General features: G+C 54.3%; 14 protein-coding genes. 1 reads left to right on the plus strand and 13 read right to left on the minus strand.

Annotated features, from left to right (window positions below; genetic code table 11):
• Nucleotides 1–59: 59 nt before the first annotated feature.
• From nadD to leuS, 4 genes are read right to left on the minus strand one after another with little or no spacing between them, the layout of a single operon-like run.
• Complete coding sequence (gene nadD / locus AC6I8A_RS05895; protein WP_436331601.1) at nucleotides 60–704, minus strand: nicotinate-nucleotide adenylyltransferase; 645 nt, start codon at nucleotides 702–704, stop codon at nucleotides 60–62.
• Nucleotides 697–1,728: a DNA polymerase III subunit delta gene (gene holA, locus AC6I8A_RS05900; RefSeq protein WP_497818176.1), complete on the minus strand. Its 1,032-nt coding sequence runs from the start codon at nucleotides 1,726–1,728 to the stop codon at nucleotides 697–699. The genes nadD and holA overlap by 8 nt, the downstream gene beginning before the upstream one ends.
• The gene (gene lptE / locus AC6I8A_RS05905; RefSeq protein WP_497818177.1) at nucleotides 1,725–2,324 is read right to left on the minus strand and encodes an LPS assembly lipoprotein LptE; all 600 of its coding nucleotides are present in this window, start codon (nucleotides 2,322–2,324) and stop codon (nucleotides 1,725–1,727) included. Before lptE ends, holA begins: the two co-directional genes overlap by 4 nt.
• Nucleotides 2,325–2,338: 14 nt before the next feature.
• Nucleotides 2,339–4,921, minus strand: a complete 2,583-nt coding sequence (leuS, locus tag AC6I8A_RS05910) for a leucine--tRNA ligase (protein ID WP_479490040.1) — start codon at nucleotides 4,919–4,921, stop codon at nucleotides 2,339–2,341.
• A gap of 222 nt (nucleotides 4,922–5,143) precedes the next feature.
• Here leuS and AC6I8A_RS05915 point away from each other — a divergent pair, with 222 nt between their 5' ends.
• Complete coding sequence (locus AC6I8A_RS05915; protein WP_497818178.1) at nucleotides 5,144–5,626, plus strand: zinc ribbon-containing protein; 483 nt, start codon at nucleotides 5,144–5,146, stop codon at nucleotides 5,624–5,626.
• A 96-nt stretch (nucleotides 5,627–5,722) separates the two neighbouring features.
• Here the strand turns inward: AC6I8A_RS05915 and AC6I8A_RS05920 are convergent, their stop codons facing one another.
• The 9 genes from AC6I8A_RS05920 to miaB form a co-directional block, all read right to left on the minus strand.
• Complete coding sequence (locus AC6I8A_RS05920; protein WP_008103661.1) at nucleotides 5,723–6,448, minus strand: amino acid ABC transporter ATP-binding protein; 726 nt, start codon at nucleotides 6,446–6,448, stop codon at nucleotides 5,723–5,725.
• On the minus strand, nucleotides 6,449–7,126 hold the full coding sequence (gene gltK / locus AC6I8A_RS05925) for a glutamate/aspartate ABC transporter permease GltK (RefSeq protein WP_007890689.1): 678 nt from the start codon (nucleotides 7,124–7,126) through the stop codon (nucleotides 6,449–6,451).
• On the minus strand, nucleotides 7,126–7,866 hold the full coding sequence (locus tag AC6I8A_RS05930; RefSeq protein WP_008103659.1) for an amino acid ABC transporter permease: 741 nt from the start codon (nucleotides 7,864–7,866) through the stop codon (nucleotides 7,126–7,128). The genes gltK and AC6I8A_RS05930 overlap by 1 nt, the downstream gene beginning before the upstream one ends.
• A gap of 161 nt (nucleotides 7,867–8,027) precedes the next feature.
• Nucleotides 8,028–8,921: a glutamate/aspartate ABC transporter substrate-binding protein gene (locus AC6I8A_RS05935; protein WP_061717387.1), complete on the minus strand. Its 894-nt coding sequence runs from the start codon at nucleotides 8,919–8,921 to the stop codon at nucleotides 8,028–8,030.
• Nucleotides 8,922–9,358: 437 nt separating this feature from the next.
• Nucleotides 9,359–10,885, minus strand: a complete 1,527-nt coding sequence (gene lnt / locus AC6I8A_RS05940; protein WP_497818179.1) for an apolipoprotein N-acyltransferase — start codon at nucleotides 10,883–10,885, stop codon at nucleotides 9,359–9,361.
• Nucleotides 10,886–10,889: 4 nt separating this feature from the next.
• On the minus strand, nucleotides 10,890–11,771 hold the full coding sequence (gene corC / locus AC6I8A_RS05945) for a CNNM family magnesium/cobalt transport protein CorC (protein ID WP_256695911.1): 882 nt from the start codon (nucleotides 11,769–11,771) through the stop codon (nucleotides 10,890–10,892).
• 82 nt (nucleotides 11,772–11,853) lie between these two features.
• A complete protein-coding gene (gene ybeY / locus AC6I8A_RS05950) occupies nucleotides 11,854–12,327 on the minus strand; it encodes an rRNA maturation RNase YbeY (protein WP_256695912.1) in 474 nt (157 codons plus the stop codon).
• Nucleotides 12,324–13,397 (minus strand): PhoH family protein, encoded by a 1,074-nt coding sequence (locus tag AC6I8A_RS05955; RefSeq protein ID WP_008103649.1) that lies wholly within the window; start codon nucleotides 13,395–13,397, stop codon nucleotides 12,324–12,326. Before AC6I8A_RS05955 ends, ybeY begins: the two co-directional genes overlap by 4 nt.
• Nucleotides 13,398–13,604: 207 nt before the next feature.
• Entirely contained in the window at nucleotides 13,605–15,029 is a 1,425-nt protein-coding gene (gene miaB, locus AC6I8A_RS05960; protein WP_008103648.1) for a tRNA (N6-isopentenyl adenosine(37)-C2)-methylthiotransferase MiaB, read from the minus strand.
• Between the last annotated feature and the right edge of the window lie 78 nt (nucleotides 15,030–15,107).

A 15,107-nucleotide genomic window follows, 5' to 3' on the forward strand; every position in this document is an offset into this window, starting at 1 on the left:
GGGCTAACGATGCGAGAAAGGTAGCCGAAAATGAAGCGGCGCAGTATAGCATGCTGCCTTTAGCTGCGATATAAGCCAACGCTATCGATGTAGTCGATCACTGCATCTGGCAGTAAATCCGCGCAGGAGATCCCTGCATGGCGGCGCTGACGGATTTCGGTGGCGGAAATGTCGAGCAGCGGCGTATCTGCCAGCCAGATGTGTCCTGCAGGTGAGTGATGAAGCTGCTGCACATCATCGGCGAGATGCTCATCAAGCCATTGCTGCATCTCAGGGGTTTCCATCTGGGCGGCGTAACCCGGACGCTTACACACCAGCAAATGGCACAGCGACAGCAAATCTTGCCAGCGATGCCATTTGGCTAACGTTAGCAGAGAATCCTGGCCGATGATAAACCCGAGGGGCTGTTCTGTCCCGCGTTCCGCACGCAGTGCTTCCAGCGTAGCCACCGTCCAGGACGGCGTAGCACGCTCCAGTTCACGCGTATCGATATCAAACAGTGGGCGATCGGCGATGGCACAGCGCAGCATCTCAACGCGCTGTTGCGCACTGGCTTCCGGCTGCGGGCGATGCGGCGGCACGTTGTTGGGTAGCAATGTGACCTTTTTCAAACCCACTTGCTGGGCCAGCGCTTCAACCGGGCGGAGATGGCCGTAGTGAATCGGATCGAAGGTGCCGCCAAACAGGGCGTAGAGTTTAGACATCGGTAAAGCTCAGTGGGAAATCGCGGTGACACAGCAGCAGCGACAGCGTTTCCAGCTGCGGCCACAGGTTTTGGCCGTAATCCTGCTTCATGCTGAGTTCCAGCTCTGCCAGCAAATGCACCGCACGCTGTAAACGCTGCGCATCAAGGCGCTGCAAGGCTTCGGTAAACAACGCGCGGCGGTTTTGCCAGATGCGTTGCTGATCCATTAGCGTGCGCAGCGCTTGTTTGGCCTGATTACGTTGCAGATGCAGCAGCGTGAGTAAATCGCGTTGCAGCGTGCGCAGCAGAATCACCGCTTCGCTGTCCTCTTTCTCCAGCTGATGCAGGATGTGCAGGGCGCGTTTGCTTTTTCCCGCCAGCAGCGCATCCACCCAATGGAACGGGGTAAAGTGCGCGGCATCGTTGACGGCGGCCTCGACGCGCGGCAGCGTCAATTTGCCATCCGGCCACAACAGCGATAAGCGTTCCAGCGCCTGCGACAGCGCCAGCAGATTCCCTTCATAGCAGTAGCAAAGCAGCTGGATCGCTGCATCATCAACGCTCAACTTCATCGCTTTGGCGCGACTCGCCACCCAGCGCGGCAGTTGCGCTTGTTCAGGCGTCTGGCACGGCACCAACACCGCCTGCGCGCTCAGCGCTTTGAACCAGGCGCTGTTCTCCTGCGCCTTAGTTAATTTCGCCATGCGCAACACCAGCAAAATATCGCCGTGTAGCAGCGTGGAGAGTTTCACCAACTGCTCGGCGATAGCGGCGTTTGGACCGTTTTCTGGCAGTTGTAGCGTCAGGGTTTGGCGTTGGGTAAACAGGCTGAGCGATTGGCAACTAACGAAGATCGCATTCCAATCGGTTTGCGCATCAATAACGACGCTGAAGTGCTCTTCAAATCCCTGTGCGCTGGCGGTAGCTCGGATCGCATCCGCGCTTTCCTGAATCAGCAGAGGTTCATTACCGGTGAGAAAATAACAGGCGCGCAGCCCCTCTCGAAGCTGCGCGCTCAGTTGTTCAGGATAAATCCTGATCATTGCAGACTGGTGGCTGAGGAAGAAGGGACTTCCGGCGAATCCTCGCCTGGTAATATCGCCTCAGGCTCGGTTAGCGTTGATTTGTTATTTATCTGTGCAGCATGCACCGTCAGCAATTTACGGACTAACTGCTCAGACGCACGCTGGCGCATTTCTTCCACGATCATTGTCTGCTCGGCATCCTTAGCCAGTGCGGCGTTCGGGTTGTCGAAGAAAGAACGATACACAGTCGTGCTGATCGGGTAGATACCTTTACCCGGCAGCAGAACCTGTGCTGTGACCGTCATCACCAGCGAGTATTCAGCAGTGGTACCGCTGATAAACACCGATGCGGTATCGCGACCCTGTCTCGCAGACCCAAGACGCAGAGTTGGGTATTTCGCGCTCGCTTCTTCGCTGTCTTCAACAATATTTACGTTATTGATACGCAGCTGCTGACGTACAGCTCGCGCCAGTGGGCCATAGGGATCGCCGCTCTGGACGATAAGGGTTTTCATCTCACTCGGCACCGAGGTGGTGCCGCGCGGGTGGAAACCACAGCCTGCGGTAATCAATACCGCAAGCAGGACAAACAGCCTGATAAACAGTTGTCGCACAGTTCCTCCTGAACTTAACCTACGACCAGGTTAAGCAGTTTGCCGGGGACATAAATCACTTTACGAATGGTGACGCCATCCAGATATTTCGCCACCAAATGCTCCTGCGCAGCACGCGCCTGCACCTGCTCCTGCGTGGCATCCGTCGCAACGGTAATCTTACCGCGCACTTTGCCATTCACCTGCACCACGACCAGTAGCGAATCTTCCACCATGGCCGCTTCATCGGCTACCGGCCAGCTGGCTTCGTCAATGCTGCCTTCGCCGCCCAGCGCTTGCCACAATACAAAGCTGGCGTGCGGGGTGAACGGATAGAGCAGACGCGTCACAGCGACTAGCGCTTCCTGCAGCAGCGCGCGATCTTGCTCGCTCTCCTGCGGGGCACGGATCAGCTTGTTCATCAGTTCCATGATGGCGGCGATGGCGGTGTTGAACGTCTGACGACGACCCACGTCATCGGCCACTTTGGCGATGGTTTTGTGCAGATCGCGACGCAGCGCTTTCTGATCGTCATTCAGGCTGTTGACGTCCAGCGCCACGGTCGCGCCTTTGGCAATGTGTTCGTAAGCCAGTTTCCACACGCGCTTCAGGAAGCGGTTGGCACCTTCAACGCCCGATTCCTGCCACTCCAGCGTCATCTCTGCTGGCGAAGCAAACATCATGAACAGACGTACGGTATCTGCACCGTAACGCTCAACCATCAGCTGTGGATCGATGCCGTTGTTTTTCGACTTCGACATTTTGCTCATGCCGGCGTAAACCACTTCACGACCTTCATTGTCGATGGCTTTAATAATGCGGCCTTTCTCATCGCGCTCAACGGTGACGTCAACCGGAGAAACCCAGTTACGCTCGCCGTTCACGCCGAGATAGTAGAACGCATCAGCCAGTACCATGCCCTGACAAAGCAGGCGTTTGGCCGGCTCATCAGAGTTCACCAGGCCAGCATCACGCAGCAACTTGTGATAGAAGCGGAAATACATCAGGTGCATGATGGCGTGTTCGATACCGCCAACATACTGATCGACCGGCAGCCAGTAGTTCGCCGCCGCCGGATCCAGCATGCCTTCATGGTAGTTGGCGCAGGTATAGCGCGCATAGTACCAGGATGACTCCATAAAGGTGTCAAAGGTGTCGGTTTCACGCAGCGCCGGCTGGCCGTTAACGGTGGTTTTGGCCCACTCAGGATCGGCTTTGATTGGGCTGGTGATGCCGTCCATCACTACGTCTTCTGGCAGGATGACCGGCAACTGATCTTCTGGCGTTGGCATCACGGTGCCATCTTCCAGCGTCACCATTGGGATTGGTGCACCCCAGTAACGCTGACGGGAAACGCCCCAGTCGCGCAGACGATAATTTACTTTACGCTCGCCCACGCCTTTGGCTGCCAGTGCGTCGGCGATGGCGTTGAAGCCCGCCTGATGATCCAGACCGTTGTATTCACCTGAGTTGAACAGTGCGCCTTTATCGGTCATCGCGGCAGCACTTACATCCGGTTCTGAACCGTCAAGATTCAGGATCACTGGCTTGATGTTCAGGTTGTATTTGGTGGCGAACTCCCAGTCACGCTGATCGTGGCCTGGAACGGCCATTACCGCGCCGGTGCCGTACTCCATTAATACGAAGTTAGCAACCCACACCGGAATCTCTTCACCGGTCAGCGGATGGATAGCAAACAGGCCGGTGGCCATGCCTTTTTTCTCCATCGTTGCCATATCAGCCTCGGCGACTTTGGTGGTACGGCATTCGTCGATGAATTCAGCCAGCGCAGGATGAGTGGCAGCCGCTTGCTGCGCCAGAGGATGACCTGCAGCTACTGCTACATAAGTAGCGCCCATAAAGGTGTCTGGACGGGTGGTGTAAACGGTCAGCTTCTCGGCGCTGTTGGCAACGTCAAAGGTGATTTCCACGCCTTCAGAACGGCCAATCCAGTTGCGCTGCATGGTTTTGACCTGTTCCGGCCAATCTTCCAGCTTGTCGAGGTCGTTAAGCAACTCTTCCGCATAGGCGGTGATTTTAACGAACCACTGTGGGATCTCTTTGCGCTCAACTTTGGTATCGCAGCGCCAGCAGCAGCCGTCGATAACCTGTTCGTTGGCCAGTACGGTTTGATCGTTCGGGCACCAGTTCACCGCAGAGGTCTTTTTGTAGACCATGTCTTTTTCATACAGCTTGGTGAAGAACCACTGTTCCCAGCGATAGTATTCTGGCTGGCAGGTCGCCAGTTCGCGGCTCCAGTCGTAGCCAAAGCCCAGCAATTTCAGCTGGTTCTTCATGTAGGCGATATTGTCGTAGGTCCACGGCGCAGGCGCAGTGTTGTTTTTTACCGCAGCGCCTTCCGCTGGCAGACCAAATGCATCCCAACCAATCGGCTGCAGGACGTTTTTGCCGAGCATACGCTGGTAGCGCGCAATCACATCGCCAATGGTGTAGTTACGCACGTGACCCATGTGCAGGCGGCCAGAAGGATAGGGCAGCATCGAAAGGCAGTAATATTTCTCTTTGCCTTCCTGCTCGGTCACTTTAAAGGTTTCGTTTTCGTCCCAGTGTTGTTGGACGCGGGATTCTATCTCTTCCGGGCGGTATTGCTCTTGCATGGCTGCCTGTGGTCCTTTGTGAAAATCGCTAAGCATACTTTTAGATCCGCATAGCATACCCATAAGGCTGCGCCTCAACAACTTTTCACGCCCTCGCAGGCCGGATTTCTGCCGAATGCGCCGCCGCTTTCACCCTTTTGTGATTTCTTCGGTTGCTGCCCATGCAATTGTGACAAAACCGCTAAACTTAACAGCAGTATCCGCAGCGAAAAGGAGAACAAAATGAATAACGTGGCGCAGGAATACCGTGCAACGATTGAAGCATTATCCCAGCGATTGGATCATGGCGAGCGCAATGTTGATGCGCTGGTGGCCGAGGCGCGGCAAAGTTTGCTGGCGAAAAAAACGCTGTCGCCCGCCGAGGTGAATGAAGTAATGCGCGCCGTGCGCCGCGATTTACACGAGTTTGCGCTGAGCTATCAGGAGTCTTCTGATGTGGTTGGCGATTCGGTGTTTTTGCGCGTGATTCGCGAAAGCCTGTGGAAAGAACTGGCGGATATCACCGATAAAAGTCAGTTGGAGTGGCGTGAAGTGTTTCAGGATTTGCGCCATCACGGCGTCTACCAGAGCGGCGAAGTGGTCGGCCTGGGGAATTTAGTCTGTGAGAAGTGCGGCTTCACGCGGGCGATTTATACGCCAGAGAGCTTAACGCGCTGCCCGGAGTGTGGGCACGATCAGTTCCAGCGTCAGCCGTTTGAACCCTGATGAAAGGTAGCCAGGTCGTCATTAATGACGACCCTACAAAAGTGAGGTGATTTTGTAGGGTGCGCATTAATGCGCACCTGGCTTGAGGATATTGAATCAGTGCAGAATCTTCGCCAGGAAGTCTTTGGCACGATCGGATTGCGGGTTGTTAAAGAAGTCATCCTTATTGGTGTCTTCGATAATTTTCCCTTCATCCATAAAGATCACGCGGTTGGCGACTTTGCGTGCAAAGCCCATCTCATGCGTCACCACCATCATGGTCATGCCTTCATTGGCTAATTCAACCATCACGTCCAACACTTCGTTGATCATTTCAGGATCAAGCGCTGACGTCGGCTCATCAAACAGCATCGCCACCGGATCCATACATAACGCACGCGCGATTGCCACGCGCTGCTGCTGACCACCAGAAAGCTGACCAGGGAACTTATCCGCGTGCGCAGAGAGCCCGACGCGTTTTAGCAGGCCTTGGGCTTTCTCACGCGAGGCCGCTTTGTCACGCTTCAGCACTTTAACCTGCGCCAGCGTCAGGTTCTCAATGATGCTGAGATGCGGGAACAGCTCGAAGTGCTGAAACACCATGCCGACTTTGCTACGTAACTGAGCAAGGTTGGTTTTTTTGTTGTTCACTTCGGTGCCGGTCACCTGAATGCTGCCCTTTTGAATCGGCTCCAGGCCGTTCACGGTTTTAATCAGCGTTGATTTACCTGAGCCAGACGGACCGCAGACCACCACCACTTCACCTTTTTTCACTTCGGTGGAGCAGTCGGTCAGCACCTGAAAGTGCCCATACCACTTTGAAACATTTTTCAGGCTAATCATTTAAACCGTCCTCTTTCTTTTCAGATAGGTAACCAACAGCGAAGCGCTCAGGCTGATCACAAAGTAGACCAGACCAGCAAACAAAATCATTTCAACCTGGGTTCCGTCACGCTCACCAATGGTGGACGCGGTGCGGAAGAAATCAGCCAGGCTCAGTACATAGACCAGCGAGGTATCCTGGAACAGCACGATGCCCTGGGTTAGCAGCAGCGGCACCATGGCGCGGAACGCTTGCGGCAGCACGATGAGTTTCATCGATTGCCAATGCGTCATGCCAAGCGCCAGTGCGGCATTGGATTGGCCGCGAGAGATGCTCTGAATACCGGCACGGATGATTTCCGAATAGTACGCCGCTTCAAAGAGCGCAAAAGCCACCATGGCGGAAATCAGGCGGATATCCGATTTAGGCGATAAGCCCAGTACCTGCTGCAGGAATGCGGGCACCACCAAATAAAACCACAGCAGCACCATCACCAGGGGTACGGAGCGGAACAGGTTGACGTAAAGCTTGGCAAACCAGCGCACCGGCGCGATCGGCGACAAACGCATCACCGCCAAAATCGTGCCCCAGATAATGCCAAACACCACGGCAATCGCGGTGATCTTGAAGGTAATGATCAAGCCATTCCATAGGTAAGGCAGGCTGGGAACAATCGAACTCCAGTCAAACTCGTACATTATTTGCCTCCCATATTGCCAGGCAGGCGAATTTTGCGTTCTACCACACTCATAATCAGCATGATCACCAGATTAATGCCGACGTACGCCAGAGTGATGGCGGTAAAGGATTCATAGGCATGCGCGGAGTAATCCAGCAGCTTGCCGGCCTGCGCGGCCATATCCACCAAACCGATGGTCGAGGCGATCGCCGAGTTCTTCACCAGGTTAAGCATTTCCGAGGTCATCGGCGGCACAATCACGCGATACGCATTCGGCAACAGCACATAGCGGTAGGTTTGCGGCAGCGTCAGGCCCATCGCTAAGCCTGCATTTTTCTGACCACGTGGCAGCGACTGAATCGCGGCGCGCACCTGTTCACACACGCGTGCGGCGGTGAACAAGCCGAGACAGATGGTGGAAGAGAGGAAGAACTGAATGTTCGGATCCAGCTCCGACTTAAACCACATGCCCAGCTTTTCGCCCACCAGTTCTGGCGCCACCAGATACCAGAAGAAGAACTGCACAATCAGCGGGATATTACGGAACAGTTCCACGTAGCAGGTGCCAATCGCCGCCAGCAGGCGGTTGGGCACGGTACGCAGAATGCCAAATAAGGAACCTACCAGGAAGGCGATAATCCAGGCGCAGCAGGACACCGCAATGGTGACCTGAAAACCGGACCACAGCCAGCCGAGGTAAGTCGTATTGCCGAACGGGGCCTGTTCAAGAAAAATGCCCCAGTTCCAATCGATACCCATAACGAGCTCCGGTAAAAAAAGGGTAGCGAGGCTACCCATAAGATTGTTGAGCGGTGTCTTGCATCCTGCTTCAGGGGAACGGCCTGTTACAGTCTGTCTGTCCGCACCGCATGTTCAGCAATCGAGAGGGCAGCGGGGCTGCCCTTGTTGTCGTTGTTAATTCAGAGTGCTTTGTCGTTCGGTGCTTTGAACAGGGCCTGCATATCGCTTGAAAGTTCGAAGTTCAGGTTCAGATTCTTCGGTGGAATCGGCTGTTTGAACCAGGTTTCAAACCATTTTGAGGCTTCGCCAGAGGTCTGCGCTTTAGCAATGGTTTCATCCATCAGCTGTTTGAACTGTGGATCCTGATTGCGCAGCATGCAGCCGTAAGCTTCTTTCGATTGCGGCGTACCCACGATATCCCAGTTGTCTGGCTTCTTGGCTTTGGCACGTTCACCCGCCAGCAGCGCGTCATCCATCATGAAGGCCACAGCACGACCGGTCTCCAGCGTACGGAAAGAATCGCCATGGTCTTTCGCGCTAATGATGCGCATATCCATTTTCTGTTCGTCGTTCAGCTTGTGCAGCAGAACTTCTGAGGTGGTTCCGGAGGTCACGACAACGGTTTTGCCCTTCAAATCAGGGAAATCTTTGATGTCGCCGCCTTTTTTCACCAGCAGACGCGTACCGATGATGAATACGGTGTCAGAGAATGCCGCTTGCTTCTGGCGTTCCAGGTTGTTGGTGGTAGAACCGCACTCAAAATCGTAAGTCCCGTTCTGCAACAGGGGAATACGGTTCTGCGAGGTAATCGGCAGCATTTTGATCTGCAAATCAGGCTTATTCAGTTTGGCCTTGATAGCCGCAATGATGGCGTTTGAATAATCCTGTGAATAGCCAACCACTTTTTGCTGGTTGTCATAGTAAGAAAAGGGAACTGATGATTCACGATGCCCAACGACGATCACGCCGCTATCATTGATTTTTTTCAGGGTACCAGTGAGATCTTCCGCCTGGGCCGCTCCCGCTGCTGCTCCCAACAGCAAAAGAGATAATGCCACTTTGCGTATCTGCATGTTCCAACTCCTTCGTATGGATGTCGCGCAGAACATAAACTGCGCAGATTGTGATGTTGTGTGTATTTCGTGCTGCTTTTTTAGTTATCCCATAGCGCAACTGCACGCAGGATAGTGATTAACATAGCGAATTGTTAACGCAATGAAACAAAAAAGTTTCTTTTTTGCGAGCCGCTCCGCACCAATAAAAGGCAAAAATTCACCGATGCGCTAATAGAGTGCGCATCATTGCCATAAATTAGTGCGTCAAGGTTGCACTACGCTTACAAAAGCCGATGTTTGCGAAAATCACTGAAATAAATAGCAATGATCGTGCCAGCACGATGAATAAGTGTAAAAAGCCAGCAGAGAATCGGGGAAAGCACAACGGAAGGAAGAGAAAACAGCGCATAAAAAAGGCGAAGTATTCACTTCGCCTGTTTGCATAGCAGCCTGAACTAGTGGCGACGGCGCAGAATGGCCACCACAATGCCAATCAATGTCAGCATCCACACCGGCCAGATGCCCGCTTTGGCATACGGCGTTTCGCCGGTTGTTGGCGTCACTTTGGCTTCCAGCACATCACGGGTGAACTGTGGCAACGCTTTCTCCACCTCACCGTTGGCATTCACCACCGCTGTAACACCGTTATTGGTGGAGCGCAGTAACGGACGTCCCAGCTCCAGTGCGCGCATGCGTGCCATCTGGAAATGCTGCCACGGCCCGATGGAGTGACCGAACCAGGCATCGTTGGAGACGGTTAGCAGGAAGTTGGTATCGGGACGGAAGTTAGCGCGCACTTGTTCGCCCAGCACAATCTCATAGCAGATAGCGCTGGTCAGGTTATAACCCGACACTTTTAGCTGCGGCTGGACATAGGCGCCACGGCTGAAAGAGGACATTGGCAAATCGAAAAACGGCGCCAGCGGACGCAGCAACGCTTCCAGCGGCACAAACTCACCGAATGGCACCAGATGATTCTTCTGATAGCGGTTCTGGCTCTGATAGCTGTAAGGCTGCTCGCCACCCAGCACGATCACCGAGTTGTAGTCGTGATAACGATTATCGCCTTCCACCCGTGAATCCACGATACCGGTAATCAGTGAGCTGCCGCGTGCGCGCAGGTCAGCGTCCAGCGCTCGAAGGAACGGCTGCTGGTTGCTTTCTAAATCGGTTATCGCTGATTCGGGCCAGATAATGATCGGCGCTTTGCCGATAAATGGCTGGCTGGATGAGGTGTAAACGCGCAGCGTGTTCAGCAGCTGCTGCGGATCCCACTTCATCGACTGCGGAATATTGCCTTGCACCATCGCAACATCAACGCTGCGTTCAGGTAGCGGTTGATACCACTGCAACATGCGCAGCGGCCACGGCAATAACAGCAGTAGCGCGGCGGCAATCAAACTTTTCACGGTACGATGATGCAATGCGTGCACCAGCAGGCCCGCAATCACCATTAACAGGAAGGTAATGGTTTCCACGCCCGCCAGCGGCGCGAGGCCTTTTAGCGGCCCATCAATCTGGCTGTAGCCAAACTGCAGCCACGGAAAACCGGTGAGCACCCAACCGCGCAGGAACTCGCTAATTTGCCACAGTGCCGGTGCCGCTAAAGCCAAACGCCAGATTGTGGCGCGCGGCCAGAAACGGTTGAGCACGAGGGCAAACAGCATTGGATAAAGCGACAGATAGGCCGCGAGCAGAATCACCAGGAAGATGTTCACCGGGCCGGGCATGCCGCCAAAGGTGGCGATGCTGACGTAAACCCAGTTGATGCCGCTGCCAAACAGTCCAAAGCCCCAAACAAAGCCGATCGCTGCTGCCTGCGCAGTGCGACGTTCCAGCAGCAACAGTTGCAGACCAAACAGTGAAATTAACGCTGCGGGCCAGAAATCGTAGGGGGAAAAGGAAAGGGTGCCAATGGCACCCGTAATTAACGCCAGCAGCAGGCGAACCCGCTGCTGCGAGTAAAGAGAGGCTAAAGCCATAAAATTATTCGTCTTCCAGTTGCGGTTGTGGTGAGTCTTCGGGAATTTTTACATGCACCTGGATGATACGGCGGCTGTCAGCCATGGCGACTTTGAACTGATAGCCATCAATGACAATACTTTCGCCGCGAGCGGGAAGGTGGCCGAATCCCTGCATGACCAATCCGCCAATGGTATCGACTTCGTCATCGCTGAAATCGGTGCCAAAGACCTCATTAAAATCTTCAATTTGCGTTAAGGCGCGCATGGTATAGGTGTAACGATTGAGCTGGCGGATATCACGATCTTCTTCATCGTCATACTCATCTTCAATTTCGCCGACAATCAGCTCAAGAATATCTTCAATGGTCACCAGACCCGAGACGCCACCAAATTCATCAATCACAATCGCCATGTGATAACGCTGCGAGCGGAACTCCTTCAGCATGCGATCGACGCGCTTGCTTTCCGGTACCACCACGGCGGGACGCAGCACTTTTTCGATGCTGAACGGCTCAGACGCGCTGGCCATAAACGGCAGCAGGTCTTTGGCCATCAAAATGCCTTCAACGTGATCTTTGTCTTCGCTGATCACCGGGAAGCGTGAATGCGCGGATTCAATAATCACCGCAAGGCACTCTTCCAGAGTTTGGTTGCGTTTCAGGGTGATCATTTGCGAGCGTGGGATCATGATGTCGCGCACGCGCTGTTCGGCAATATCCAGCACCCCTTCGAGCATGTCGCGGGTGTCCTGATCGATCAGCTCTTTTTGCTCAGAATCGCGGATTAACCCCAGCAGTTCATCACGGTTTTTAGGTTCACCGTGAAACAGTTGGTTGATTAACAGGGAGAAAAATCCCTTTTTACTACTGGGTGCGTCGCTGTTTTGAGAATGGTCGTCGCTCATGGCGTTTTTATTTAGTTCTCTCTAATGAGGGATTGGGGCTGCCGGCATCCGCGCCAGCAGCGCAATAACCTGAACCAGCGGCTCAGGCGTCTTCTTTCTCCGAAATGTACGGATCAGGATAACCAAGAGCAAGCATTATCTCGGTCTCCAGCGCCTCCATCTCTTCGGCTTCTTCATCTTCGATATGGTCGTAACCCAGCAGATGCAGCGTACCGTGCACCACCATATGCGCCCAGTGCGCTTCGACGGTTTTGCCTTGTTCAGCAGCCTCTTGCTCGACAACCTGACGGCAAATAATCAGATCGCCGAGCAACGGCAGTTCAATCCCCGGCGGTGCTTCAAACGGGAATGACAGCACGTTGGTCGGCTTATCTTTGCCGCGATAAGTCAGATTAAGCTCATTACTCTCAGCTTCATCCACCAGACGAATCGTGACTTCGCTTTCTGGTTGAAACGGCGTTACCGCCGCTTCCAGCCAGCGTTGAAAATCACTCTCTGCCGGCAGATGGTTTTCATCAGTACAGGCCAGTTGTAAATCAAGAATCACCGCGCTCATGAACGCTCCTGCGGGCTGGTTTGGCTGGCAAGCTGCGCTGCAATAGCTTCGCGTTTGCGCTCTTCTGCCTGTTGATCACGGCGTTTCTGGTCGGCGGTTTCCCAGGCTTCATAAGCATTCACGATGCGTGCGACAACCGGATGACGCACCACGTCTTCGCTGTGGAAAAAGTTAAAGCTAATTTCATCGACTTCTGCCAGCACTTCAATGGCGTGGCGCAGGCCGGATTTGGTGCTGCGCGGCAAGTCAATCTGCGTGATGTCGCCGGTAATGACCGCTTTGGAATTGAAGCCGATACGCGTCAGGAACATCTTCATCTGCTCGATGGTGGTGTTCTGGCTCTCATCGAGAATCACAAAGGCGTCGTTGAGCGTACGTCCGCGCATATAGGCCAGCGGAGCCACTTCAATCACGTTGCGCTCAATCAGCTTCTCTACACGTTCAAAGCCGAGCATTTCGAACAGCGCGTCGTACAGCGGGCGCAGATAGGGATCGACCTTCTGGCTGAGATCGCCGGGCAGGAAGCCGAGTTTTTCCCCGGCTTCAACCGCTGGGCGCGTCAGCAGAATGCGGCGAATCTCCTGACGTTCCAGCGCATCCACTGCCGCAGCGACCGCCAGATAGGTTTTACCGGTACCGGCCGGGCCGATACCAAAGGTGATGTCGTGCGCGAAGATATTGGCGATGTACTGCGCCTGATTAGGCGTACGCGGTTTGATCACCCCGCGTTTGGTCTTGATGTTCACCGCTTTGCCGAATTCCGGCACGCTCTCAGCGCTCTGTTCCAGCACGCGGCTCTCTTTGATCGCCAGGTGAATCTGGTCCGGTTCGATATCTTTAATCTGACCGCGCATCGGGGCGGTATCAACGTACAGCGTGCGCAGAATATTGACGGCAGCGTCCACGCACAGCGAGCGGCCAGTGAGGGTGAACTGGTTATCGCGGCGTTTGATTTCAAGGCCCAAACGGCGCTCCAGCTGTTTCACATTGTCATCCATCGGACCGCACAAGCTCATCAGTCGTTGGTTATCTGCCGGTTCAAGGGCGATTTCACGCGTTTCGATATTCAAATGAATCCTTAAGGTCACTCAGGGCCAGTTGAAAAAGTGTGCCGGATGCTGAAGAGCAATCTCTCAACATCTTTAGGGAATTATTTATGGCGCTACGCCGAGGCGCAAGCTTCAGAAACGATATTTGGGCAGCACTTGTGGAAAGCAAGGGCTTTGGGATGAAACAGGCGACAGCGCGTTGTGCGCTGTCGCTCAACGTTCGAGGTTTCAAGGCTGGAACATGCCGACGCCGATGTCGTTCTCTTTTCGGGTACGAGCAATCACCGAAGCCGGGCTTTCGGCCACACGTAGCGCCATTTGATCTTCGGTGCGCACCAGCACGCCGCGCAGGGAGCTGGCATAGACATCAACAATTTCAACATCAACAAACTTACCGATCATTTCTACCGGCGCTTCAAAGTTCACCACGCGGTTATTATCGGTGCGGCCGGTCAGCTCCATCACATTCTTACGTGAAATGCCTTCCACCAGCACGCGCTGTGTGGTGCCCAGCATGCGGCGGCTCCACGCCATCACCTGCTGATTGATGCGGTCCTGCAGAATGAAGAGGCGCTGCTTTTTCTCCTCTTCTGTCACATCGTCGGGCAGATCGGCGGCCGGCGTACCTGGACGCATCGAGTAGATAAAGCTGAAGCTAACATCGAAATTCACTTCGCCAACCAGCTTCATGGTCTGCTCAAAATCCTGCTGCGTTTCGCCGGGGAATCCAATGATGAAATCCGAGCTCAGCTGGATATCCGGACGCGCAGCTTTAAGCTTGCGGATAATCGCTTTGTACTCGAGTGCGGTGTGCGCGCGCTTCATCAGCGTCAGGATGCGATCTGAGCCGCTCTGTACCGGCAGGTGCAGGAAACTCGCCAGCTCAGGCGTATCGCGGTAAACCTCGATGATGTCATCGGTGAATTCAATCGGATGGCTGGTGGTGAAGCGAATTCGGTCAATGCCGTCGATCGCCGCCACTAAGCGCAGTAATTCAGCAAAGGTGCAGATGTCGCCATCAAATGTGGCACCGCGATAGGCGTTGACGTTCTGGCCCAGCAGGTTAACTTCACGCACGCCCTGAGCGGCAAGCTGAGCGATTTCCAGCAGAATATCGTCGCTCGGACGGCTGACTTCCTCGCCGCGTGTGTAAGGCACCACGCAGAAAGTACAATATTTGTTGCAGCCTTCCATGATCGATACAAAGGCGGTTGGGCCATCGGCGCGCGGTTCAGGCAGGCGATCAAACTTCTCGATTTCCGGGAAGCTGATGTCAACAACCGGGCTTTTGCTGCCGCGCACGGTGTTGATCATCTCCGGCAGGCGATGCAACGTTTGCGGGCCAAAGACGATATCGACGTAACTGGCGCGCTGACGCAGGCGTTCACCTTCCTGTGAGGCGACACAGCCACCCACGCCGATGATCAGATCGGGATTGGTTGCTTTCAGCTTTTTCCAACGGCCTAACAGAGCAAAAACCTTCTCCTGCGCCTTTTCACGGATAGAGCAGGTGTTGAGCAGCAGAACATCCGCCTCTTCAGCTTCCTCGGTAAGGGTGTAGCCGTGCGTACTGTTCAGCAGATCGGCCATCTTCGATGAATCGTATTCATTCATCTGACAGCCCCAGGTTTTGATGTGCAGTTTTTTGGTCATCGAACTAGCCATTGATTCAAGCGAAGTGCAGGGCGCGTATTGTAATGCTTCGACGCTGTTGTTACCAGGCTTCACGCA

This window comes from Pantoea sp. X-Soil-ISGK-275 (assembly GCF_059730795.1).

What these genes read in the sequence shown, in the direction of transcription:
- nadD (WP_436331601.1), bottom strand. Translation starts at nt 704, where the DNA reads ATGTCTAAACTCTACGCCCTGTTTGGCGGCACCTTCGATCCGATTCAC.
- holA (WP_497818176.1), bottom strand. Translation starts at nt 1,728, where the DNA reads ATGATCAGGATTTATCCTGAACAACTGAGCGCGCAGCTTCGAGAGGGG.
- leuS (WP_479490040.1), bottom strand. Translation starts at nt 4,921, where the DNA reads ATGCAAGAGCAATACCGCCCGGAAGAGATAGAATCCCGCGTCCAACAA.
- AC6I8A_RS05915 (WP_497818178.1), top strand. Translation starts at nt 5,144, where the DNA reads ATGAATAACGTGGCGCAGGAATACCGTGCAACGATTGAAGCATTATCC.
- AC6I8A_RS05920 (WP_008103661.1), bottom strand. Translation starts at nt 6,448, where the DNA reads ATGATTAGCCTGAAAAATGTTTCAAAGTGGTATGGGCACTTTCAGGTG.
- gltK (WP_007890689.1), bottom strand. Translation starts at nt 7,126, where the DNA reads ATGTACGAGTTTGACTGGAGTTCGATTGTTCCCAGCCTGCCTTACCTA.
- AC6I8A_RS05930 (WP_008103659.1), bottom strand. Translation starts at nt 7,866, where the DNA reads ATGGGTATCGATTGGAACTGGGGCATTTTTCTTGAACAGGCCCCGTTC.
- AC6I8A_RS05935 (WP_061717387.1), bottom strand. Translation starts at nt 8,921, where the DNA reads ATGCAGATACGCAAAGTGGCATTATCTCTTTTGCTGTTGGGAGCAGCA.
- lnt (WP_497818179.1), bottom strand. Translation starts at nt 10,885, where the DNA reads ATGGCTTTAGCCTCTCTTTACTCGCAGCAGCGGGTTCGCCTGCTGCTG.
- corC (WP_256695911.1), bottom strand. Translation starts at nt 11,771, where the DNA reads ATGAGCGACGACCATTCTCAAAACAGCGACGCACCCAGTAGTAAAAAG.
- ybeY (WP_256695912.1), bottom strand. Translation starts at nt 12,327, where the DNA reads ATGAGCGCGGTGATTCTTGATTTACAACTGGCCTGTACTGATGAAAAC.
- miaB (WP_008103648.1), bottom strand. Translation starts at nt 15,029, where the DNA reads ATGACCAAAAAACTGCACATCAAAACCTGGGGCTGTCAGATGAATGAA.